Source organism: Vibrio tapetis subsp. quintayensis, assembly GCF_030409945.1.
GTDB classification, from domain to species: domain Bacteria; phylum Pseudomonadota; class Gammaproteobacteria; order Enterobacterales; family Vibrionaceae; genus Vibrio; species Vibrio quintayensis.
Genome location: NZ_JAUFQV010000012.1, coordinates 89191 through 113091 on the forward strand (window position 1 = coordinate 89191; position 23901 = coordinate 113091).

Annotated in this window: 21 protein-coding genes; 15 read left to right on the plus strand and 6 right to left on the minus strand. The window is 43.6% G+C overall.

All coding sequences use genetic code 11. The features are described 5' to 3' along the window. The first annotated feature begins 310 nt into the window (after positions 1-310). From QWZ04_RS05295 to QWZ04_RS05330, 8 genes are all read left to right on the plus strand, one after another. Entirely contained in the window at positions 311-730 is a 420-nt protein-coding gene (locus QWZ04_RS05295) for a CBS domain-containing protein (RefSeq protein WP_290325687.1), read from the plus strand. Between the two features lie 95 nt (positions 731-825). Continuing rightward, positions 826-2292 carry an MATE family efflux transporter gene (locus tag QWZ04_RS05300; RefSeq protein WP_290325689.1) on the plus strand — a complete coding sequence of 489 codons (1467 nt, stop codon included), beginning with the start codon at positions 826-828 and terminating at the stop codon, positions 2290-2292. 140 nt (positions 2293-2432) lie between these two features. Then, the gene (locus QWZ04_RS05305) at positions 2433-3851 is read left to right on the plus strand and encodes an SLC13 family permease (protein ID WP_290325690.1); all 1419 of its coding nucleotides are present in this window, start codon (positions 2433-2435) and stop codon (positions 3849-3851) included. Positions 3852-3854: 3 nt separating this feature from the next. After that, on the plus strand, positions 3855-5195 hold the full coding sequence (locus QWZ04_RS05310) for an ATP-binding protein (RefSeq protein WP_290325692.1): 1341 nt from the start codon (positions 3855-3857) through the stop codon (positions 5193-5195). Next, positions 5182-5655, plus strand: a complete 474-nt coding sequence (locus QWZ04_RS05315) for a response regulator (RefSeq protein WP_290325694.1) — start codon at positions 5182-5184, stop codon at positions 5653-5655. Before QWZ04_RS05310 ends, QWZ04_RS05315 begins: the two co-directional genes overlap by 14 nt. 97 nt (positions 5656-5752) lie before the next feature. Further along, complete coding sequence (locus QWZ04_RS05320; protein WP_290325696.1) at positions 5753-8050, plus strand: zinc/cadmium/mercury/lead-transporting ATPase; 2298 nt, start codon at positions 5753-5755, stop codon at positions 8048-8050. 402 nt (positions 8051-8452) lie between these two features. Then, entirely contained in the window at positions 8453-9211 is a 759-nt protein-coding gene (udp, locus tag QWZ04_RS05325) for a uridine phosphorylase (RefSeq protein WP_290325698.1), read from the plus strand. 487 nt (positions 9212-9698) lie between these two features. Beyond that, positions 9699-10757 carry a porin gene (locus QWZ04_RS05330; protein WP_290325700.1) on the plus strand — a complete coding sequence of 353 codons (1059 nt, stop codon included), beginning with the start codon at positions 9699-9701 and terminating at the stop codon, positions 10755-10757. A gap of 95 nt (positions 10758-10852) precedes the next feature. Here the strand turns inward: QWZ04_RS05330 and QWZ04_RS05335 are convergent, their stop codons facing one another. Together QWZ04_RS05335 and QWZ04_RS05340 are read right to left on the minus strand one after the other, a co-directional pair. Then, the gene (locus tag QWZ04_RS05335; RefSeq protein ID WP_290325701.1) at positions 10853-12016 is read right to left on the minus strand and encodes a DUF1887 family protein; all 1164 of its coding nucleotides are present in this window, start codon (positions 12014-12016) and stop codon (positions 10853-10855) included. A gap of 174 nt (positions 12017-12190) precedes the next feature. Beyond that, positions 12191-14182 carry a methyl-accepting chemotaxis protein gene (locus QWZ04_RS05340; protein WP_290325703.1) on the minus strand — a complete coding sequence of 664 codons (1992 nt, stop codon included), beginning with the start codon at positions 14180-14182 and terminating at the stop codon, positions 12191-12193. A gap of 290 nt (positions 14183-14472) precedes the next feature. Between QWZ04_RS05340 and QWZ04_RS05345 the strand changes: the two genes are divergently transcribed. From QWZ04_RS05345 to QWZ04_RS05375, 7 genes are all read left to right on the plus strand, one after another. Further along, positions 14473-14823: an HIT domain-containing protein gene (locus tag QWZ04_RS05345; protein WP_290325705.1), complete on the plus strand. Its 351-nt coding sequence runs from the start codon at positions 14473-14475 to the stop codon at positions 14821-14823. An 87-nt stretch (positions 14824-14910) separates the two neighbouring features. Further along, the gene (locus QWZ04_RS05350; RefSeq protein ID WP_435433584.1) at positions 14911-16320 is read left to right on the plus strand and encodes a COG3014 family protein; all 1410 of its coding nucleotides are present in this window, start codon (positions 14911-14913) and stop codon (positions 16318-16320) included. Beyond that, a complete protein-coding gene (locus QWZ04_RS05355) occupies positions 16317-16703 on the plus strand; it encodes a YcfL family putative periplasmic lipoprotein (protein ID WP_290325707.1) in 387 nt (128 codons plus the stop codon). The genes QWZ04_RS05350 and QWZ04_RS05355 overlap by 4 nt, the downstream gene beginning before the upstream one ends. Positions 16704-16716: 13 nt before the next feature. Next, on the plus strand, positions 16717-17307 hold the full coding sequence (gene lpoB / locus QWZ04_RS05360; RefSeq protein WP_102522338.1) for a penicillin-binding protein activator LpoB: 591 nt from the start codon (positions 16717-16719) through the stop codon (positions 17305-17307). 57 nt (positions 17308-17364) lie between these two features. Beyond that, entirely contained in the window at positions 17365-18222 is an 858-nt protein-coding gene (locus QWZ04_RS05365) for a phosphotransferase (RefSeq protein WP_290326205.1), read from the plus strand. Between the two features lie 133 nt (positions 18223-18355). Continuing rightward, entirely contained in the window at positions 18356-18895 is a 540-nt protein-coding gene (gene ycfP / locus QWZ04_RS05370) for an alpha/beta hydrolase YcfP (RefSeq protein ID WP_290325710.1), read from the plus strand. A gap of 386 nt (positions 18896-19281) precedes the next feature. Then, entirely contained in the window at positions 19282-20571 is a 1290-nt protein-coding gene (locus QWZ04_RS05375) for an NAD(P)/FAD-dependent oxidoreductase (protein ID WP_290325712.1), read from the plus strand. 116 nt (positions 20572-20687) lie between these two features. Here the strand turns inward: QWZ04_RS05375 and QWZ04_RS05380 are convergent, their stop codons facing one another. The 4 genes from QWZ04_RS05380 to QWZ04_RS05395 all read right to left on the minus strand — a co-directional run bounded on the left by QWZ04_RS05380 (position 20688) and on the right by QWZ04_RS05395 (position 23869). Next, positions 20688-21578 carry a PA4780 family RIO1-like protein kinase gene (locus QWZ04_RS05380; protein ID WP_290325715.1) on the minus strand — a complete coding sequence of 297 codons (891 nt, stop codon included), beginning with the start codon at positions 21576-21578 and terminating at the stop codon, positions 20688-20690. Positions 21579-21876: 298 nt separating this feature from the next. After that, a complete protein-coding gene (hpf, locus tag QWZ04_RS05385; RefSeq protein ID WP_290325717.1) occupies positions 21877-22233 on the minus strand; it encodes a ribosome hibernation-promoting factor, HPF/YfiA family in 357 nt (118 codons plus the stop codon). A gap of 229 nt (positions 22234-22462) precedes the next feature. Next, the gene (locus QWZ04_RS05390) at positions 22463-23011 is read right to left on the minus strand and encodes a GNAT family N-acetyltransferase (RefSeq protein WP_290326207.1); all 549 of its coding nucleotides are present in this window, start codon (positions 23009-23011) and stop codon (positions 22463-22465) included. 81 nt (positions 23012-23092) lie between these two features. Further along, entirely contained in the window at positions 23093-23869 is a 777-nt protein-coding gene (locus tag QWZ04_RS05395; protein WP_290325719.1) for a peptidoglycan binding protein CsiV, read from the minus strand. Between the last annotated feature and the right edge of the window lie 32 nt (positions 23870-23901).

The window sequence follows — 23901 nt, forward strand, 5'->3', positions numbered from 1 at the left end:
CTATTGAGATATTAGTTATTTACTTAGTATAGTCATTAAAAATAATTAGATACCAACAATAGATTGCGATTTAAAGAGGAAATTTGCAGTTTTGTATGGTCGGTACGGATTAAAACCGTAGTGACAGACCCAACAAGCAATCAGCAGGGTATCTGTAAGCCCATTATACTGAATTCTGCCTAATAATATTGACTGATTGGTTTTGCCTATTGATAAAAAAGATCAAATCGATTTAGTAAAATCAAGAAATTAGACGACACTTAACCTATACCCAACAATTAAATGCGACGGAACGGGTTAAGGAGCGAATATGGAATCGATCAGAATTAAAGATTATATGGTACACAAAGCGGTCACTTTCACGGAAGAAATGCCATTGAGCGCTGCGTTAGATAAAGTGATGCGTTCCGAGCACATGGGTGGCCCGGTAATCAACGAAAACAAAGAAGTGATTGGCTTCTTGTCTGAACAAGATCTGCTCGACAAGTTGGTTGCGGTTAGTTATTACTGCCAAGATTCACATATTGTCAGTGACTGTATGCATCGAGAGGTGCTGTCGGTCAAACCTGAAATGCCGATCATTGAGTTGGCGGGCATGATGAAAGTCGGTAAGCCGAAAATGTATCCTGTGGTGAATGACCAAAACAAATTTTTAGGGATTATTACGCGAACCGAAGTACTTCGAGCGGTAGGAGCGAGTATTAACGATTGCTTTAAACATCCTGTTTAATGATACTTAACCACTTAATAGGGCGCTTATGGCGCCTTATTTGTTTTTATGATGCTCAATTTTATACTTATTTCAAATGAAACGGATACCCGCTTATGGTAACGCAGCAAGCAAAATTTGTTGAAGGCTCAACAATGAAACATATTCTGACGATGTCAGGGGCCGGTTCTATCGGCTTGTTAGCTTTGTTTGCGGTAGACCTGCTCGACATGTTGTTTATCAGTATGTTGGGTCAAGTTGAATTGGCGGCAGCGGTTGGCTTTGCGGGAACGTTGTTGTTTTTTTCAACCTCGGTATCTATTGGTTCATCGATTGCAATGGGGGCGATGGTTTCAAAAGCTCTAGGAGCAAAGCAACAGCAAGATGCGAAGCGAAAAGCCAGTAATATCTTAACGGCCGCCTTTTTGATTAGCTTGCTGGTCACGATCGTCATGTACCTGAACATAGAAGTGTTACTCAGTGCGATTGGTGCGCAAGGCTTTGCGTTAGAGCGTGCGACAGCTTATTTGGAAATCATTTTACCAAGCAGTCCATTACTCGCGTTGGGTATGGCAAGTGGTGCCGCATTACGAGCCGCTGGCGATGCTAAACGCAGTATGTGGGCAACACTTTCTGGTGGTATTGTTAACGCGATATTAGACCCCATTTTTATTTTTGGATTCAATTGGAACGTAGAAGGTGCTGCTGCTGCATCGGTTGTGGCTCGAATTACCGTATTAGCGTTCTCTATTATTCCTCTTTATCGTACGTATAAACTCATTCGGTTGCCTAACTTAGATGAGTTGAGGCAGGACTTGCGCTCTATCTTGACCATTGCGGTTCCCGCCATTATTACTAATACCGCTACCCCAATAGGCAATGCGATAGTGACAGCAAACATTGCTCATTTTGGAGAAAACTACGTGGCAGGTTTTGCCGTCATTGGTCGTGTTTCACCCGTCGCGTTCGCGGTTATATTTGCACTATCCGGTGCTGTTGGCCCCATCATAGGGCAAAACTACGGAGCGCAAAGAATCGATAGAGTAAAAGAAACTCTGATGAATTCTTTGCTATTCGTTACCGTCTATTGCATCGCAGTATCCATTATTCTTTATTTGGTTCAAGACGCGCTAATTGCTGGCTTTGCACTGACCGGAGACGCAGCCATTATTGTAGCGGCCTTTTGTTCTTATATTGCGTTCAGCTTTGTGTTTAACGGCGCCCTGTTTGTTGCTAATACGTCATTCAACAATTTAGGTAAGCCCATTTATTCAACGGCACTTAATTTAGGTAAAGCCACGCTAGGCACATTGCCGTTTGTGTACTTCGGCGCGCAGTGGTTCGGGGCGCTTGGGGTTTTATATGGACAAGCGGTAGGGAGCATTGTATTTGGTGTTTTAGGCATTATGGTGCTACAGCGACACATTCAGTCAATGATGCAAGAATTTAGCTATGAACCAGAGCTCGATCCAGCAACCACGTCTGTCAATATGACGCCATTTTGCAATTGTGACCCTGTGTTAATTGAAGAAGTCACCAGCCATAAATCTGTGAGCCAAATAGCAACTAAGCCAGAAGTTTAACTGCGTATTCAACCGATTGCTGTTTCCTTGATCTACCTCTAGGTCTACTTGTAACTGCAGATGAATAATTGTGCCATTCAAGGTTTGAATTGCACAATTACCTCTCGGGTATTTACAGTAACAGGAAGTTTCGTTGTATTATGCGCCAGTACTTAAAGTTTATTATCCCTCTTCTCATTCCCGCTCTCATATTATTGATGCCATTGTCGGCATTTCCATTTGAAGGCATAACCATTATTCAGCAACGTGTGATTGCTATCTTCTTGCTTGCGGCATTGTGCTGGGTGTTTGAGCCCATTCCTATCTATGCCACTTCAGTGGTGATCATTGTATTAGAGCTGCTGTTACTTTCGGATAAAGGGCTCATCTTTTTCCGCTATGCCCAAGATGAAGCACATTTCGGTAACCTCCTGAAATACAGTGACATTATGGCGACCTTTGCCAGTCCAATTATCATGTTATTTTTAGGGGGCTTCTTTTTGGCAATGGCGGCCACTAAATATCGTTTGGATGTCAACTTGGCTCGTGTGCTGCTGCGTCCGTTTGGCTCCCAGCCTAAGTATGTGATGCTTGGCCTTATGCTAATTACAGGCATATTTTCGATGTTCATGTCGAATACCGCGACAACGGCCATGATGTTGTCTATTTTAACGCCAGTCATTGCCGTTTTTGGGCCAAAAGATCCGGGGCGTATTGCTTTTGCCTTGTGCGTTCCTGTTGCGGCGAACATTGGTGGTATCGGTACCCCAATTGGAACGCCCCCTAACGCCATTGCTCTAAAATACCTAGTGGGTGATAACCTGATCACGTTTGGTGAGTGGATGGTATTTGGTGTGCCATTTGTGATAGTGATGATGGCGCTAGCTTGGTTTTTAATTAAACACCTATACCCAGCTCAGCAGCAAAATATTGATCTCAACATTAAAGGAAAGTTCCTAAAAACGCCGAAAGCCATTACGGTTTACATTGTGTTTGCGGGTACCATTCTGCTTTGGTTAATGGGATCTAGCCATGGCATGAACTCTTACACCGTAGCCTTGATCCCTGTCGCTATTTTTTCTCTTACTGGCATCATCAATAAAGAAGATCTGAAGAAAATTTCGTGGGACGTACTCTGGCTCGTTTCCGGTGGTATCGCACTTGGTTTGGCTTTGGATAAAACGGGTTTAGCACGTTTAGTGGTTCACAGTATTCCGTTTGACGCTTACTCACCTTATGTTGTGTTATTTGGTGCTGCGTTCTTATGTTTGTTGATGGCGAATTTCATGTCTCATACCGCAACCGCGAACTTATTAATGCCAATAATGGCGGCGCTTGGTGCGTCCATGGTAAGCCTTGCTCCTTTAGGTGGTGAGATGACTCTGATTTTAGTCGTGACTTTTGCGGCATCCTTGGGCATGTCTTTGCCTATCAGTACGCCACCGAATGCGTTGGCGCACGCAACGGGTAATGTTGAAAGTAGCCAAATGGCACGCGTTGGTATCGTACTAGGTGTGGTGGGTGTGCTATTGAGTTTTGTAATGGTATGGGTACTTCACTCTGTTGGGCACATTGGGTAACGTATGGCACTTAGTCGATATCAGCAGATCATTGAAGCGTACTTTACCGAGCCAAATAGGCAAGTGGAGATAGCAGCAGGTCAGCCAGTGCTTACCCAGAGCGGCCATAACGATAGGCTTTACTTCGTGGTAAGTGGTGGGCTGCAAGGTTTTTATCAAGATGAAGAAAGCCAGCAGCAGATCCAAGTATTTACAGCATCGACGGGAGCCTTTATTGGGGTTCACAGTTTTTTTTCAGAGACTTATCTTGCTTCATCAACGGTGGTTGCTAAATCTAACTGCGTTTTAGCATGGATAGATCACAGTACAGAAGCCATCGAGCCTGAAAAGCATGGGCCGCTGTCGGCCCAGTTTACTCCGATCATTGTGAATGAACTCTCTCAACGTCAACGGCGCGCAACACAAGAAACCATCGCTAAAGAGCGAGCGTTAAAACAGCTGCACACGGCTGAACAAATGACCACGCTTGGCCAATTAGCTGCCGGCATTGCGCACGAGTTGAATAACGCGGTAGGTGTACTCAGCAGTAAAACCGAACGGCTTCTCAATGTCATATTGGAGCTACTTGAAGAAAACAATAATCAAGCCAGTGAGTTTGTTGATCAGGGCTTACTTTGGGGACAAAAAATTAGCTCAGCGGATGTGAGAGTACGTTCAAAAGAGTTGATAAAAGAGTACGGGCTAGAAAGGGAACAAGCGAAAGCGATTGCACGAGCCGTACCTAACGGAGACGTAAGCCGTGGCTGGTTAGACAATACAGAACAAGCGATTCGGTTTTGGAACATAGGGCGAGATCTGCATGACATGCGTATTGCCGCCAAGCACTCGGTCAGTATTGTTAAGTCGGTTAAGCAGTTAGGCCGTACCGATGTAGAAACCAAAGAATGGGTTGATATTAACGATAGCTTACGTAAGTCGCTAGCACTATTACAAAGTGACTTACGCAGAGTGTCCGTGCATTTTAGCCCTGCTGAGTTACCTAAATTTATCGGTTCTGAGACCGAGTTAGTTCAGATTTGGGCGAATATCATTAAGAATGCGTGCGATGCAATGTCTGACACTGAGAACCCTAAAATTGACATTGTTAGCCGTTTTTCAAGTAACAAAATTTTGGTCACTATTAGTAATAATGGCCCGGAAATACCCGAAGTGATTCGCCGGCAAGTTTTTCAACCCAACTTCACCACTAAAAAAGGCGGGCTGTCTTTTGGTTTGGGGTTAGGCCTATCGATTGTTAAACGGATCGTGAGCAGCTATGAGGGTTCCGTTGTCGTCAAAAGCAGCCCAGAAAACACGGTGTTTCGGATAAAATTACCCAATGAGGATGGTTATGGAAAAGCTTAATTTAATTTGTGTCGATGATCAGCGTGAAGTATTAGGCGCAGTTTTGCAGGATTTGGCACCGCTTTCTAGCTGGGTCAATATTGAAGATTGTGAGTCAGCGGATGAAGCGCTGGAGTTGATGGACGAACTCGATGCGGAGGGGGAGTTTATTGCACTTGTCATCTCAGACCATGTGATGCCAGGCAAGACAGGGGTAGAACTACTGACGGATATTTCGGTAGACAGCCGTTTCGTTAAAACCAAGAAAGTACTATTGACCGGTCAAGCAACGCATAACGATACCATTACCGCTATCAATAAAGCTCGTATAGAGAGTTATTTTGAAAAACCGTGGCAAGGTAAGGAGTTATTAGAGCGAGCAAGAACGCTGTTAACCGAATACATTTTTGACAATGGGCTCGACTACTCAGACTATCCATCTGAGCTGGATCAAAGTGTCGTGCTTAATCGCCTACGTTAACCAACGGAATTGACTCTCTTTACAAAATAAAGCCTTGACCTTGGAGTTAACTCCAAGGTGTATAGTTAGAGCACATTAACCATAAAAGGAATAAGCCATGTGCTCTCAACATACGGCTTGTCGCTCTGACAAAGCACAAAAAGCCCCATTCAAAGTGAGCAGCTGCTCACCTGCAACACCCTCTAAACTCGCGATAGAAGCGGAAGGTGTTAGCTGCTGTTCGACAGGAAGTGATTGTGGTTCATCGGGCGCCGCATCGATTCAAAGCCCTGATGACGAAGAAGGTGTTGCCCCCTTAGCTTCCAAAAGCTGGGTGATTCAAGGCATGGATTGTCCTGCATGTGCACAAAAAGTAGAAAAGGCGGTCAACAAAATTGATGGAATAGCTTCTGCCCAAGTTCGCTTTACGACTCAAAAACTGGTGGTGAAACTCAATAAACCACTGGATCAAAATATCATCGTCGACGCTATTGAAGCCATTGGTTTTACTGTTCAAGGCGTGGGTGAAAAAGTGCATGCATCTACGGCGAAACAAACCGGGTGGCGTGGCATTCTCAGTAACAACTTATTGCTCATCAGCCTTTCTGTCGCGATGCTTCTTAGCGCAGCTGTTAATCAACTCTCTCCGGAATTAGGGAAATACCTGTTTGCTGCCGTGTGCATCGTGGGCTTGTACCCTATTGCCAGCAAAGCGTTTTCAATGGCGAAGTCGGGTACGCCATTTTCGATTGAAACTCTCATGACGGTTGCGGCGATAGGGGCGCTTTACCTTGGTGAAACCGTGGAAGCAGCCATGGTATTGTTGTTATTTTTGCTAGGAGAGCATTTAGAGGCCTATGCATCAAATCGAGCAAGAAGTGGCGTGCAAGCACTCATGGCACTTGTGCCGGAAAATGCCACGGTTATCCGTGATGGTGAAAGGGTTGAAGTAGCCGCAAGTGAATTAAACATCGGTGATGTCATAGAAGTTGCGCCCGGCGACAGGCTTCCTTCTGATGGCATGTTATTGGATAGCAGCGCAAGCTTTGATGAAAGTGCGTTAACGGGTGAGTCGATTCCCGTTGAGCACACTAAACATGAAGCAATCATGGCCGGGAGTGTTGTGGTTGATCAAGTGGTTCGTATTCAGATTTCTTCGGCTCAAGGTGAAAATGCCATTGACCGAATTCTCCACTTAATTGAAGAGGCGGAATCTCGCAAAGCGCCACTCGAAAGATTCTTAGATAAATTCAGCCGTTGGTACACACCATTAATGATGCTGGTGGCGTTACTCGTTATCATTACGCCACCGTTGTTATTTGCTCAACCGTGGGAAACGTGGTTATACCGTGGGCTTGCCTTACTCCTGATTGCTTGTCCTTGTGCGTTAGTTATTTCAACCCCTGCTGCCATCACATCTGGATTGGCAACTGCGGCAAGACATGGCGCGTTGATAAAAGGAGGAGCGGCATTAGAGCAACTAGGCCGAGTGAACGCTGTCGCTTTTGATAAAACGGGTACATTAACTCAGGGTAAGCCCCAAGTTACCGACGTTGAAATTACGGCGGATATGATAGAAGAAGATCTACTCACCTTAGCGGCGGCGGTGGAAGTGGGGTCGAATCACCCACTGGCTAAATCCCTAGTCCAGTATGTTGAATCTAAAGGAATCTTAGTTCCGGAAGCAACAAATAAAAAAGCCATTCTAGGGCAGGGTGTCTCAGGGGTTGTTAATGGTAGCGAAGTACGCCTTATAGCGCCAAGCAAGCTTGATGTTACGTTGTCTGAATCGATGCTTAAGCAGATTGAACAGCTAGAAGAGCAAGGTAAGACGGTGGTTGCTGTATTAGTAGCAGATGCAGCTAAAGGGCTCATTGCTTGGCAAGACACCATCAGAGAAGACGCAAAACAGGCCGTGGCTAAATTAGATAAAATGGGTATTCGCTCAATCATGTTAACTGGTGATAATCCCGTTTCAGCGCATGCGATTGCAAGTCAGGTCGGTATGGAGTACCAAGCAAGCTTATTGCCTCAAGATAAAGTAACCTATGTTGAACAGCTTGCTAACGAAACTTCGGTAGCAATGGTGGGGGACGGCATCAATGATGCTCCGGCGATGAAAGCGGCCTCGATAGGTATTGCCATGGGAGGTGGTACGGATGTGGCATTAGAAACCGCAGACGCAGCACTGACTCACAATCGTCTGGCTGAGTTACCGTTTATGATTCAACTTTCGCAAGCTACACTAAGAAACATCAAACAAAACGTCACGCTGGCGTTGGGTCTTAAGGGTGTTTTCTTGGTGACGAGTTTAATGGGCATTACCGGACTGTGGGTTGCAGTACTTGCAGACAGCGGTGCTACGGCGTTAGTGACGTTAAATGCATTACGCTTACTTCGTATGGATCGAAAGTAGCCGTCATGACGTTAACGGTAGCCAACTAGCGAAGAATACGGTACAGGACTAGAATGATGTTCTGCTAAGCGAAACAGCATAACTGCATCATTGTAATGAAATAGAGCACTTTCTCATGTTGAGGCAGTGTTCTACATATTTATAAGCAAGCAGGTTTATAAATAGCTAGATTATAAGGTCAGTTAATATGATCGTTCATACGTATTCACTGTAACACTGCGCAATGTTAACAGTATAAATGTGATGCCAATCGGTTTTCTGTGCAAATGCAAAGGATGGCTCATCATCAAGTGTGAATCTGATCACCATTTAAACCTGTTTAGTCAGTTAAAGTAATTCCTGTATTCAAATAATAACGACAACGCGCTATCCATTATATAACGCGACTAAAAGGAGTCCCCTATGTCTCAAGCTGTATTCCACCTAGGTATTACTGAATCTGATCTTGCTGGTGCTACATTGGCGATCATCCCTGGTGATCCTGCTCGTGTACAAAAAATTGCAGAAGAAATGGAAAACCCTGTTTTCTTAGCAAGTCACCGCGAATACACGGTTTATCGCGCTGAATTAGATGGTAAGCCTGTTGTTGTTTGTTCTACCGGTATCGGTGGCCCGTCTACGTCTATCGCTGTAGAAGAACTAGCACAGTTGGGTGTTCGTACTTTCCTACGCGTGGGTACTACTGGCGCAATTCAGCCTCACGTTAACGTTGGCGATATGATTGTATCAACAGGCTCTGTACGTCTTGATGGCGCGAGCCTACACTTTGCTCCTATGGAATTCCCAGCGGTTGCTGACTTTGAAGTAGCAACAGCAATGAAAGCGGCAGTAGAAGAATCTGGCGCGGATGTTCACATGGGCGTAACGGCATCAAGTGATACGTTCTACCCAGGCCAAGAGCGTTACGATACGTTCTCTGGTCGTGTTGTGAAGCGTTTCCAAGGTTCAATGCAAGAATGGCAAGACATGGGTGTTCTGAACTTTGAAATGGAATCAGCAACACTGTTAACCATGTGTGCAAGTTCTGGTTTAAAAGCAGGCTGTGTTGCCGGCGTAATTATTAACCGTACTCAAAAAGAAATCCCAGATCACGAGACATTGAAAGTGACAGAAGCGCGTTCAATTAAAGTGGTTGTGGAAGCCGCGCGTAAAATGCTGTAACACGTTAATTTAGTTAGCTAAAATTGAAAGAGTAAAGATTAATATCTTTGCTCTTTTTTTATATTTATCAATAATACGACCCGAAAGTAATTTATAAATTAGATATGAGTCGAAAATATCTAATAGTAATGAATCGTTACATATCGTCATGTCTAATACTGCCACCGAACTAATGTAAACTCTAAAAAATTGAGTATTTAAAGGTATTTATTCTGTTTATATGGGGATCCTTCCCGGTATTGGATAATTTTTACATCTGTAAATTTGGTCATATCTAGTTTTATTCACTGATATTTCAATATTTAACACCAGTCACTTTCCCCTCAATTTATTTCTAATATTTGCGATGGACAGCAAAAAGTTTATAAAAATTGAGTTTTTATCTTAAAATTCAAGTGATTGATAGGTCAGTTATCATCTGATAGCGTTTTATTAGCACCCAGGATGGCGTGCCATATTAAGGATAATCAAGTCACAGGATAGATTGATGAAAAAAACACTATTAGCAGTTGTATTACCTTCGTTGATGTTTGCAGGATCAGTATCTGCAGCTACAGTTTATAAATCAGAAGAAGGTAACGCTGAATTTTACGGTCAGTTACGTACTGAACTAAAAAAGAAGCCAAATAAAGAAGTGACGCTTGGAGCGGGATCATCTCGAGCGGGTGTTAAAGCTGAATATCAATTGGTCGAAGATATTAAGGTCTTTGGTAAAGTTGAATTCGGTCTTCAAGGCTCCGGTGATTATGTAATGAAAAACCGATTGCATTATGCTGGTATTAGCGGTGATTTTGGCAAAATTACCATAGGTCGCCAATGGATAGTCTCCGATGATACATATGGAGCGGATTACTCGTACTTCTTTGGTGGTTCAGGTATGCGTCACGCCACCCTTTCTGGCGCCCGTCATGATTCACTCATAAAATATAACTACACACACGATAGCTTTTGGATCGCGGCTAACTATGGTCTAGATCAAGACGATACACATCAAGAGTTAGCTGAGCTCTATGCCGGAACTGCATTTGGTGACCTAACACTGCATTTTGGTGGTGGTCAAAATACCTCGAAAGGTCATAAAGTCGGCTCTGATGATAGTGATCCAGCTAACGTAAAAGACGTGACTGCAGATCTTAGAAACACCTTCTTTGAAGGTACTATCGAATACAAATTTGGTGATGCACAGGTTGGAGCGACCTACTACAACGCGTTAGTTGAAGATTTAAATTCACCGGCTCAAATTGACGAAAATGCGTTCAGTTTAGCGGGCATGTATTCAATTTCTGATAAAGCAACGGTTTATTCAGGTTTCGAATATGTTTCTCAGAAAACAAGTGGTCTTGATACTGAAGATGGTGATGGTAAAAACGTATACTTAGGAACGGTTTATAAATTTAATAGCTGGGCTCGAATTTATGGTGAAGTAGGTCACGGTAAAGGTACCACGACAGGTTTTACTAACAGAGGCTCAGATTCCTTTGTGGGCCCAACGTCGGTGAAAGATGGCGAAACCAACTTTGCTATCGGTGCTCGCCTTTACTGGTAAGCAAAAAATTATATAGCTAAGTTAAAAAAGCCCAGTATCTCGATGAGAGTACTGGGCAATTTAAAATTAGTTACTTATTAACAGCTCGTAGCTTACTAGGCTAGATCTTCGTAGCCGCCAGCTTCTTTAAACCAAGTGGTCAAATAGTGCTTTAGGTTTTTCAGCTCATCAGGTCCGATTAACGCTAGGCCAAGATCTTCAGCACGAGTAATGTCGTTGTGACGTAAAGGTCTGAAGCTCACGAGCATCGCACGGGCTTGTAGGCCGCCTAACAAGTCTCGCAGTGATTCAAGCTTGTAGAGCGTGTCATCACCATCATCTCTCATGCCTTTGGTCTTACATTCGATAATGTGCAGCTTGTTGTTAACTACGGTTGCTACGTCAAGTTCGTTACGCACTTCTCGTTCACCCAGTTGGCGATAAACTTGAACATTAAGAGATCGGTCTTGAATCGTAGGGATCTCTTGTTGAATCTGCTTTACAGTGCTGTGAACCAGGTTTTCAAGCCATTCACCATTGGAAAAGCGACGTGCATCTTCGCTTTCAAATGTCAGTATGCCTTTCTCATAAGTGGCAAGTTCAGTCTCTACCAAATCTTGAATGAGCATATCCAATTCACGGTAACTCTGCTGTTTCTCCGTTAGGCCTACATCAAGTTTTTGCTCTTTTCGACATGTAGTAGCAAGGTAGTTAAGTGTTGCTAAACCAGGCCCAAGCTCTAATGCATTGCTAGCCCAACGAACACCTAGGTCATGTAATTTCGCGTCAAGTTGTTCTGGGATTTCCTGTTCATTGAACTCGCTTCTCGCGCCAAATATAGTCAGGTAATCCTTTATTTTTATATGGTCTTGAACTTGAGCTTCATCTTTGCCGTCTGGGTAAAGCCAGCATAATTTGTCGCTGAACGGCTCAACAACGAAAATCGGCCAGTGATAGGTACGGAACACTTCGTAAACAGAAAGTAAACGGTGACGTAAACCACAGCTGGCGTTGAGTTTTACTTTTTCGCCACGGGCTTTAAGGTCGGCAGCAAGGACTTGAATCGATTCTTTGATGAGAGAGGTGCTTACGACACTTGGAATTTCAAAAAACTCGGAAGTGATATCGCGAGTTGCTAACACTGAGTTTAGTCTTAAGTACATGTTCTCTTGGCTTTTGTCACCAATAAAAACAATGTGACGGCTGATCGTGCGTTTATCAAACAATGGTGTGATAAGACGAACCGGATCTTGGTCAATAATACCTACATGTACGGCCATATCATGTCCTCAACATAAGGCCTGCTGGAAAATTAGAATGAGTGAGAAGATCAGCAAGCCACATATAAGATGGGGGCTTTTTGATAAAAAAACAAGAGCAACCTATTGCTTAGGTTGCTCTTTCTTGAAATTACTTAAAACGAGCTTCTCGCGATGGAATATCGCTTATCGAATTTATAGCTTGAAGCGATGGACGATCTCACTCTGTTCTCCAGAGAGCTTGGTCAAATCTTGGCTGACCGTTGCGATTTCGTTCATGGCTTGGTAGCTCTCGTTGGCAATGTGGTTTATGTCTTCGAGGCTGCGTGCGATATCAGAGGTGGTGACTCGTTGCTCGTCAGCCGCTTGAGTGATATGAGTACTCAGTTGGCTGATTTCTACAATCAACGCTTGTATTTCTTCCATTGCGCTGTTGGCATTTGACGCTTGCGCTACAGACTGTTCCATATCTGACATGCAGCTTTCAATCACATTACCTGCGGACTTAGAAGAAGACTGCAGGTTGCTGATCATACTTTCAATTTCGCTGGTCGACTGCGTTGTTTTTTGCGCCAAAACACGAACTTCATCGGCAACAACCGCGAAGCCACGGCCTTGTTCGCCAGCACGAGCGGCCTCGATTGCCGCGTTTAGGGCGAGCAAATTGGTTTGTTCTGCAATATTACGAATGACATCGAGAATCGATCCAATTTGGCTGCTCATACGCTGTAGGTCGGTGACGGCATCGACAGATTCTGTTAAGCGAGATTCTAGCTTATTGATCGTGCTGATATTGGTGCTCATGATTTCACGGCCTGATGCTGAAGCACTTTCAACTTGAAGAACCATGTCTGTCGAGTTTTGGGCACTTTGAGCCACTTCATTTACCGATTGCTCCATTTCTGTCATTGCAGTCGCAACCGTAGCTGTTTGCTCTCGCTGAGCATTCAACTGGCCTTGCGCTTTGACGGAAGTCTGGCTGTTACTGTTTGCCACGTTAGTCAAGTCGTCAGCGGCATCGTTTAGTTCTTTTAGAATACCATGCAGGCTGTCCGCAAGCGTATTGATGTGGCGGCTTAGTTGACTAAACTCATTGTTGTTGCGAATATCGATTCGCTGGGTGAGATCGCCTTTCGTTAAGCTTTCTAGCGTAGATAACATGCGAGTCAGCGGTTCACGTACACTGTGTGCAACATTCCAACCGATACCCAGTGCCACCAAACAGACAACGAAACCAATACCGATGGCTTGAATATAACCTTCTTCATAAATTTCGCCCGCTTCAGCAAGCGAGGTATCAAGCTGCTTAGCCGCTGTTGCATTAAAGGTGGCAAGAATGTTCATTGCGTCATCGATCTTAATTACAAGGTTTGCGATGTTGTCATACAAACGCTCTTTTGCAGTTAAATAAGCAAAGTGTTGATCCAAAACACCACCAGATTTACCCACATCTTGGGTAAATTGTGCCACTGATTTGTCGAACACATTTTTGATTGCAGGAAGTTGAGTAGCGAGCCCACGGTAGGCATAATTTAGGTGAGTGACGGCTTTCTTATTACGTGTCACGGCTTTTTTTACAAACGCGGTGTCACTGCTCGCCAAGGCATCAGACGTTACGACTTCGGCATCTTTTAGCTTAATAAAGTAACTCTTTGCCATCACTTTTACAGCAATTTTATCTTGGTCGTCGACATACTCTTTCATGCCAACGCTAAGTTCAGTTTGGAGTTTCTGGAAACTACGAGAAGATTTTTGAACGGCTTCTTGAGCGGCGAACATGGCTTGGTAGTTATCCATGGCTTCTAGCGCTTCAGCGAAGTAACTTTTTTCTAATACTTTAAGTTCTTTAATTCGCGGGGCGATTTCTGGCGTACTTTTACTAATAGATTCTAATTGAGCAAGCGTTGTCTTGAATTCATCTTGAGCCGTCACAAAACTGTTACGCGAAGCGCTCATTTTTTCTTGGTTCTGTGTGGTTAGAAAATCTTTAAAAGATTTGTCTGCGGAGAGTAGTTTAACGCTCGTCTGATTTGACAGTGCTACAAGCGGTAAAGAGGTGTCTGATACGTTTTCAAAGTTAGAATGAATTTTGTTCATTCCGCCCATCATGATGGCGATTGTCGCTACAAACAACACCACAATGAGTGTAAATCCGGCGTACATGCGCCTGATTACAGATCCCTGCATGATTTTCTCTCCATTAATTTCAAAGTGTAAAGCAAGAGGTAAAATGACCTCTAAAATGTTTTTATTAAGAGCTCATTCTACGAAGTCTGTTTTGCTTTTACTTTGACCACGGGCTCAGTTCTGGAATTTCTCTAAGCTTATGCTTAAAAAGCATCGATTTATGAACGGTGTTTTTAATTGAGTTATCGCGAGTCATAGCGCATACTAAGCTCCGAAATTAACAAGGATTTAGTGGCGCTATAGTCTCATTGTTTTGCATCCTTACTATGAATATAAAAGTGGAGTATCTAATGGCTGAAGAAACTATCTTTACCAAAATTATCAATGGTGAAATACCAGCAGATATTGTCTTTCAAGATGAGCTAGTGACTGCATTTCGCGATATCAATCCAAGAGCGCCTAAGCACGTTCTGATTATTCCTAATAAGTTAATTCCGACAACAAACGATGTTGAAGTTGAAGATGAATTGATGATGGGGCGCATGTTCACTGCGGCTCGTAAGATTGCTGAAGATGAAGGTGTTGCTAAAGATGGCTATCGCCTGATTGTTAACTGTAATGCTCATGGTGGACAAGAGATCTATCATATTCACATGCATATTGTTGGTGGCAAGCCACTTGGTCCGATGTTAGTTGGCTAATTTTCAACGGTATAATTTGTTCTGTGAATGAAACTCTTATTTGTTTTAGGGGTCACTCTTTAGTATTAACTTCAAACTGGGGGAAGTTTGACTTCTTTAGTTCGTAACATAGTTGTTGCTTCAATTTCAGCGACGCTGACTGCTTGTGCTTCTATGAGTGCCGGTAATTTGTTCAGTCATTACAGCGCCCAGCATTCAGGTGTTTACCAGTCTGTTAATCAGGGGCAGTATCAAGCAGCGCAAGACTCTTTGACCGATCTTGAGTCGGAATTGGCCGGTCCCATTCTGGATAATATGGAACGCGGTAGAGTCGAGTTACTTAACCAAAACTATGCGCTGAGTTTGGCTAGTTTAAAACGAAGTGATCAAGCGGCTAAGATTCAAGCTGATCAACCCGTTATTTCCCTTAGTGAAACGGCGGCTTCTGTTGGGGCTCTGGCTGCTAATGATAATTTGACCAGTTATGAGCCTGCTGATTATGAGTTGGGCTTTCTGCATTTATATTTGGGTTTAAATTATCTAAAAGGCAATGATCTAGAAGGCGCATTGGTTGAAATCAGGCGTGCCAATATGGTTCAAGAGCAAGCAAAAAAACGCCGCGAATCAGAGTTAGAGTCGGCTGCGAAGTCTGGCGACGCGAATGGCATGAATGATAACTTGGGCGCTATCATGGCCAATTACCCAGCGGCGGGTAAAAAATTGCAAGCGGTACAAAATGGCTATTTGCTGTATTTCTCGGCTTTACTGTATGAAGCAGCGAACGATTTAAACAGCGCGTACATTGATTACAAGCGAGCGCTGGCGGTCATGCCAGACAACCGTGAAATTATTGATGGCACCTTGCGAGTCGGCCACCGTTTGGGAATGAAGCAAGATTTAGTGAAACTTGAAAAGCGTTACGGAAAATATAAAAAGCCAAGCCAAGATAAAGGCCGGGTGATTATTATTGATGAGCAACGTGTCGTGCAAGCGATGGATAGCTGGCAATTTTCATTTCCTTACTATGACCGAGATGCCAAACAGTATTTTTATTACAACTTGTCTTTGCCATACTATCCGAACACACAAGGATATAGCTTAGATGAGTTAACGTTAGACGATGCGACGTTAATGCAGTCTCAGTTGGTGGATGTGAATTTAATGGCAGGCAATAATTTGTCTGAGCGTATGCCGAGTATCATCATTCGCCAAGCATTACGCGTAATAGCGAAAGAGCAAATTCGACGTGAAGCGGCAAAAAATCAAGATGATGTGGGTAACGTATTGCTGAATTTGTGGAACATTTTGACAGAGCAAGCAGACACAAGAAGTTGGCAGACATTGCCAGCAGAAGTATACAGTAGTAGTAAGCTCGTCAAGCCGGGTGCTCACAGCGTGAATGCCAACGGGAAAAATTATGAATTTAAAGTATCAGCAGGGCGCACTACGCTGGTATGGGTATCAAGACAAGGCCAAGGTTCAACTATCTGGCATAAGCAACTAGGGGCAATTAAATGAAGAAAATCTGGATTGTAGCGCTATCTGTATTCGCCGTAATGGGGTGTGCGGAGCAAACCGCAGGCCTCAGTGTAGATGGTCAATCTCAACGAGTTATCTTTAACGATAGCGTACTAGGCGGGAAAATTGATATTGAACAAATCGATACCGATGAGGTCAATGGTCATGCACGCGCGGTTGTGATGCTAACTAGCAAGTCGTCTGGTAATCAAAATATTCAATATCGCTTTTATTGGTATGACGATAAGGGCTTAGAAGTAAACACTAAGCTTAGCCCGTGGAAACAAAAAATTGTTCGTGGCTACGAAACCATCTCTATTTCAGAAGTATCTGTGAATCCGAACGCAACGAATTATCGTGTTCAGATCCGCAATGCAGATTAATTAAGGAAACATTATGAATAAAAGTATCATTGCATTACTTGGGCTTGCAGTTGTTTTAGGTGGTTGTTCTAACCAAGTATCGTATGGTGATGCTCAAGCAGTAGAAACCACAACGATTGACTTTGGTTCTACGGATCTGCAAACCATTGCGGGTCAAATGGTCGACAGCATGATGATGTCTGGCTCAGTAGCGGCAATTACTCGTGAAAGCCGTCCTATCGTATTTGTTGAGCGCATCAAAAATAAAACCAGCGAACACATCGATACTGAATCGATTACGGATTCAATCAGCACCAAAATGCTGAACTCGGGTAAGTTCCGTTTCGTTGATATGGATCGTGTTGAATCGGTTCGTGAGCAATTGAACTTCCAAAACGACGATGAGCTAGTGAACCAAAGCAGCGCAATCCAATTCGGTAAGATGGTTGGCGCGCAATACATGCTTTATGGCAACTTATCTAGCATCGTGAAAAACGAAGGCAGCGACCAGGATGTATACTACAAAATGACGATGCGTCTAATGGATCTTGAGTCTGGCTTGATTGAATGGGCTGACGAAACGGAAATCCGTAAGCAAAAGTCTAAAAGCTTCCTAGGTCTATAATACTAGCACTTAGAGTTTAGTACTTAGGGCGTATAACAGGAGCAAGCAGTGGCAAAAATGAGTTGGAATGAAGCGTTAAGGCTTGATGATTCATTGGCGTCACTAATTGAGTTTTTTGTTTTGCCTCCAATAACCACGGAGTTGTTGGCAGGTGGACTTAGCAATCGATGCTGGAAACTTTCTGACGCTCAAGGTCGTCACTATGTGTGGCGACCTATTACAACCATTTCTACCTCATTTGGTGTCTCTCGCACAAATGAATACGTGTTACTCAATGCATTAGAGCACTATCCGTTTGCACCTAAGCCGATCCTATTGAATCAATCGGGTTTATTAGTGGAATGGTTGGAAGGGCAGGTTATGGTTGGCCAGATAACTCCCCATGAGCTACTAACAACACTGGCTGATGTTCATCGAACACAAATCAATGACAAACCCATCCAAAAATTCAATTTGGCCGAAAAAGTTGATTTGTATTGGATGCAACTCGAAAACACTGCCGAAGAATCTCACCTCGAAAGCCTATACAAGCGTTTCCGTAAGCCTCCTTATGTCCCAAATACGCGCCGCTCGCTGTGTCATTTTGACCTCGGGGACTACAATTTGATTCGAACGGAAAAAGGGATAGGGGTAATCGACTGGGAATACGCCGCAGTAGGTGACCCATGCATGGATATAGCGATGACATGTTCAGTTGCGGGTCTTTCCATTGAAGAAAGCGTTGAACAGTACTGTAAGGTTCGTGGCATAGCGGATGAAGAGTCGTGGCTTCAAGGCACGTTAGAGTGGCTGCCATGCACTCAAATGATGGGTATGTTGTGGTATTACCTTGGATTTCAACTCTGGGGAGACGAGAGTTATCTGCAAAGTGCCCGAGAAATGAAGCAAACGTTAATAGAACAAACTTTAACCTAGGCTTGCCTGCAATTCGAAATAATGCAAATAAGATCACTTTTTACACATAAGATTTCACATTCACCCGCTTCCAAAGCACCTTATTCGTGGTAGATTGAACTCATAACAGCACCCATGGAACCGGGGGGATACTATGATTATATATTTACACGGCTTTGATTCAACAAGCCCAGGTAACCACGAAAAAGTATTACAACTGCAATTTATCGACGATGATATTCGTTTCGTTAACTACAGCACTCGTCATCCAAAACACGACATGCAACATTTGTTAAAAGAAGTCCATAAAGTCATTGAACAAAGTGACGATCCAAATCCACTTATTTGTGGTGTGGGTCTAGGCGGCTTTTGGGCTGAGAGAATTGGCTTTTTGTGTGGGATTAAGCAAGTGATGTTTAATCCAAATTTGCGCCCAGAGATCAACATGCAGGGCCGAATTGACCGACCTGAAGAATACGAAGACATTGCAACTAAGTGTGTTGAAAAATTCAGAGGGAAAAATCGCAAACAGTGTCTAGTTATTTTGTCTGAAAATGATGCTATTCACGACAATAAAGCGCATGCGAGTGAGTTGGAAGAATATTACGACATCATTTGGGATGCGACGCAAGAACATAAATTCAGCAAGATCTCTCAGCATTTACAAGCAATGAAAGCATTCAAACAAAGCTAGTGCCTTGAGTAAATCATCATTCATATCTTTGGTGACTTGTTAGTTATCAAATAAAAAGCACCGCGAGGTGCTTTTTTTATTCAACGATTCCTTTAATTCTTGTACAAGCCTTCACCAATTGTCCCCTTAAAAACGACTTTCTTGAAAACACCCATTGCCTAAAAGGATTTGACGCTTATAATGCGTTTACACTAAGTTTTTTTGATAAATATCAAAGAAAGTTGATATTAGCGTGCTAGATAGCCGAATTTCGACTCCAGATCACTAAGTTGAGCCCCCGTTTGAGTGCGCGCTCCTTGTGTCTCTTTAAAGAATCCCATGCTTTGGTTTCTGAGTTATCAGTGACGGGGGCTAAATAAAGTTTTAATTTGAAAAGGAGTGTCATCATGACGCGTATTATTGTTGTAGGTGGCGGTGCTGGCGGTTTGGAATTGGCGACCAAACTAGGACGTACACTAGGACGTAAGAACAGAGCTAAGATTACCTTGGTCGACCGCAAAGGCAGTCACTTATGGAAACCTTTGCTACACGAAGTCGCAACGGGTTCGCTGGATGAAGGTGTTGATGCTTTGAGCTATCGCGCGCATGCTAAAAATCACAGTTTTGATTTTCAGATGGGCAGCTTAGAAGGCATTGACCGCGATCGTAAAGTGATTGTGTTGAGCGAATTGCGTGACGAGAATCAAGAGCTTTTGATCCCACAGCGTGAGCTAGAGTACGATATTCTAGTGATGGCGATCGGTTCTACTTCTAATGACTTTAATACTCCAGGTGTTCGTGATAACTGTATCTTCCTAGACAGCCCTGAACAAGCACACCGTTTCAGAACAGAAATGAATAACCAGTTCTTGAAACTACACGCTAAGAACGGTCAAGGCACTGTTGATATTGCCATTGTTGGTGCTGGCGCGACAGGAGTTGAGCTTTCAGCAGAACTTCACAATGCAATAAAAGAACTGCGTACCTATGGTTTTGGTGACTTAGATTCTAGCAAGCTTAACGTAAGTCTAGTTGAAGCCGGTGAGCGTATTTTACCTGCGCTTCCACCCCGTATCTCATCTGCTGCGCATCAAGAGTTGACTAAGTTAGGTGTAAATGTTCGTACCGCAACTATGGTGACGCAAGCAGACAGCGAAGGCTTAACAACCAAAGATGGTGATAAGATCCCAGCACAAATCATGGTGTGGGCGGCAGGCATTAAAGCGCCAGATTTCATCAAAGACATCGCGGGCCTTGAAACGAACCGTATTAACCAGTTAGTGGTTAACAACACATTGCAAACCACGCGTGATGAAAACATTTTTGTGATCGGTGATTTGGCACAGTGTACCCAAGCTGATGGTTCTTTTGTTCCACCTCGAGCTCAAGCTGCACACCAAATGTCGACTCAAGCCTACAAGAATATTGTCGCAAAAATGAATGGCCGTGCGTTAACGCCGTACGAATATAAAGACCACGGTTCGTTAGTTTCTCTTAGCCGTTTCTCTACGGTGGGTAGCCTGATGGGTAACTTAACCAAAGGCTCTATGATGGTTGAAGGACGTATTGCTCGGGTAGTGTACATTTCACTTTACCGCATGCACCAAATGGCGCTACACGGCATGTTAAAAACGGCATTGATGATGTTAGTGGGACGAATTAACCGAGTGTTACGCCCAAATCTAAAACTGCATTAATCCAGAATAAAACGTAACACCGAGAATAAAAATGCCAGCATTCATTGTGATGCTGGCATTTTTGATTCTGGGACTAGGTGCTTGATACTCAAATGTTGACCGTTACAGTCGGGTGATTATTCAGTATCAGCCCAGTTGAACTTACTTTCATCGACCCCATCTTTTGCTTCTTTAATGCGTTCACGGCGGTCTAACTCAGCGGCGCGTGCTGCGTCAATCTCCTGCATGATGGTATCGACGTCTGCGTCGATGGCGCTCTCTTCAAATTGGCCAGTCAGTTCGCTCTCCGGCGTTAACAGGCCTTTTTCAAATAGTGCCCACATTTCCTTAGCGTATTCTGTTTTCATTAGCTCAGGGGCATACTGAGCGTAATAATCGCGAATATTATTGATATCACGAGCTAACATCCACTCGGCGTTATTGTTGGCTGAGGCATCTACCGCTTGAGGTAAATCAATGATTACCGGACCATACTCATCAACGAGTACATTAAACTCAGATAAATCACCATGAATGAGGCCAGCGCATAGCATTTTAACGACGTATGTCATCATGGTTTGATGATCTTCACGAGCTTGCTCTGCAGACATTGTCACATCGTTAAGTCTAGGTGCAACATAACCTTCGTCATCAGTAACCAATTCCATAAGCAGTACGCCGTCGAAACAGCCATAGGGAACGGGTACTCTCACACCCGCTTCCGCAAGTTTGTATAGTGCATCTACTTCTGCGTTCTGCCATACCTTTTCTTGTTGATCGCGGCCAAAACCGGAGCCTTTTTCCATTGCTCTGGCTCGGCGGCTATTTCTAACTTTGCGGCCCTCTCTGTAAGCAACGGCCTGTTTAAAACTGCGTTGGCTGGCTTCCTTGTACACTTTGGCACAACGAATCGTATCGCCACAGCGCACTATGTACACTGAAGCCTCTTTGCCACTCATGAGTTGGCTGGTCACTTCGTCGACCAAACCATCGTCAACTAAGGGCTGTATTCTTTTGGGTATTTTCATAGCGCCTTTATACCTTAGTTAGCCGATGGATGTAAAACTAATGCGAGTAACCAAGGCTGTTTATTATCAGAACCACAATTTTTGTGCCGACAAGAGTCAATATCCGGTTTGTTCGAGTCGTTGAGCGGATGAACGTGAGTCTGTACAGGGTTCGAAACTGGCAAAATCATGGCTCCTATCGTCATGCGTGAAAAATTGGGGTATCTAGTGTTTTCAAAATACTGAGTTCTGTTGGTGCTAAATGTAAAAAAGCCAGCACGAATAGGCTGGCTTTACGAATCTGGTCAGTTGATATGGCTTACACCAACTTCATCTCTTGAATGATATCTGAAGCGATTTCTGGCTTCGTGCTGGTCGGTTTGGCGTGAAGGTCTGCCTTTAGTTGCCCTTTACGGTTGCTAAGTCCCGTTTCTAGCTTTTTCAATGCGGCTGCGATAGCTGGATACATAACATCGTTTGTTGATTTCGCTGAAACGCGAACGCCTTCGTAGTTAGTGAAAATTTCTACTTCATGTTGGCCGTGTTCTTTAGTCACGATGATGTCGCAGCTGATCAGTTGTGGAAAGTGAGCGGAGACTTTCTCAAATTTGCTTTCAATTTCTTTGCGTGAGTCTTCATTGATTGATACATGGTGTGTTTGAACATTTACTTTCATATAATTATACCTTTCCAATCACTGTGTTCTTTAAACTTAGCAAACTCCACGCACTTTGACCAAGTGTAGATTTGCACATGTGTGATTGAGTTCAGCGTTATGAAATAATATTGTCGTTACCCCTTGAATACGAGCCATGTTGCAAGAATATGTATGGGCAGCAAAAGAATATATCCGTACACGATAACTTGCTAGAGACGGCCACTGTTTGAATTATGAACAGGTTAGATCAGGCTAAGTCACTCGGAATCAAAGAAAAAACCAACCCATCTCTTATTTGATCATCATGAATGAACCGATTGCGTGCTACTCCCTCTTCCAGGGCGCCCAATTTCTTTGCTACCGCATGACTGGCGATGTTTTCTGTATCACAGACGATTTCGAGTCGAGTTAGCGCTATTTCTTCAAAACAGAATGAACACAAGCCTTGAAGCGCTTCACTTGCGTATCCTTTTTTCTGATGTTCATCGCTAATCCAGTAACCGATGGTTCCCATATTAAAAGAGTAGTAGCGCTCGGTTAATGCCACCATACCGATGAGCTCGTCATTGTGTTGTAGAAAAACACCAAAGCCATAAGACAAGCTTTTAAGCCAATTTACACGATTTGCTATCAGAAAATCGTATCCGTCTTGCTGGTTAAAATGCGGATGACACCAATCAACCCATTGATGAAGTGATGGGGAGCGCCGAATCATCTCACAGAACTCGTTGAGGTGATCGTTGTTAATCAGGCGTAATTCAAGCCTACTGGTATGGATGCTGTCGTCGACGGATATATGCATAAGTTAGGTATTAATTAGCCCTTATGCGTGAAGCGATAAGGGCTATAATCGTAAGAATGTATTCGGTTACTGGAATTAGGCTTGAGGCACGCGACGTACTTGGATGATCATGCCCATCAATGGGTGATCCAAATAGTGAGTTTCTGTACTGCGCATACGACGCTTTTGATCCATACGATAGCTTTTTAAGTATTCTTCTACCTGTAGAGTCGGAGACACAGACTCTAGGTTGCCAACTTGGATATTGGCATTGGCGTCTTGTTGGTCGTTTTCGAGATCCAACTCTTGAGACTCAAAGCTCACTTCACGAATACTTGGTGCTTTAAAGTCCACGTCTAGTTCCGCAAACAAATAGTGCTGTACATAGACTTGAAGCTTTCCATCAAGTTCGTAAATTGGGCTGTGAATGGTTTGTTCCTTGATATCATCGCTCAATCCCTCAACGGTATTGGTATCCACTCTAGCGTTACCTGCGTCATCAAAATCACGAGAGAAGTCTTTGCCAGCTTGAATGTGAAATACTGGAGCGGCATTTCTGCCTTGATCGCCTTGTCGCCAAGCAACATGCAGCATTGGCTTAAATGCTGCATGTTTATTCAACGCTTGATATTGTTTATTTAACTTATATTGAGACGCTGGCAGTAGCTTCGCCCCTCTTTTTTGCATCGCGAGGCTGTTTTGAAACGAGATGGCATTATTGGCATTGATGCCATCAGCGTGATTTGGCCAGGATTCATGCACTTGCTCTGGATTCACTGATCGTTTAAAGATAATGACTTCAATATCAAATTGCCTTTGAGCAAATGATTGAAACGATACAAAAAATAGCAGGATTGGGATCAGTTTGTTCATTTTGGCTCCGTCACCTTTAAGCCGAAAGTCTG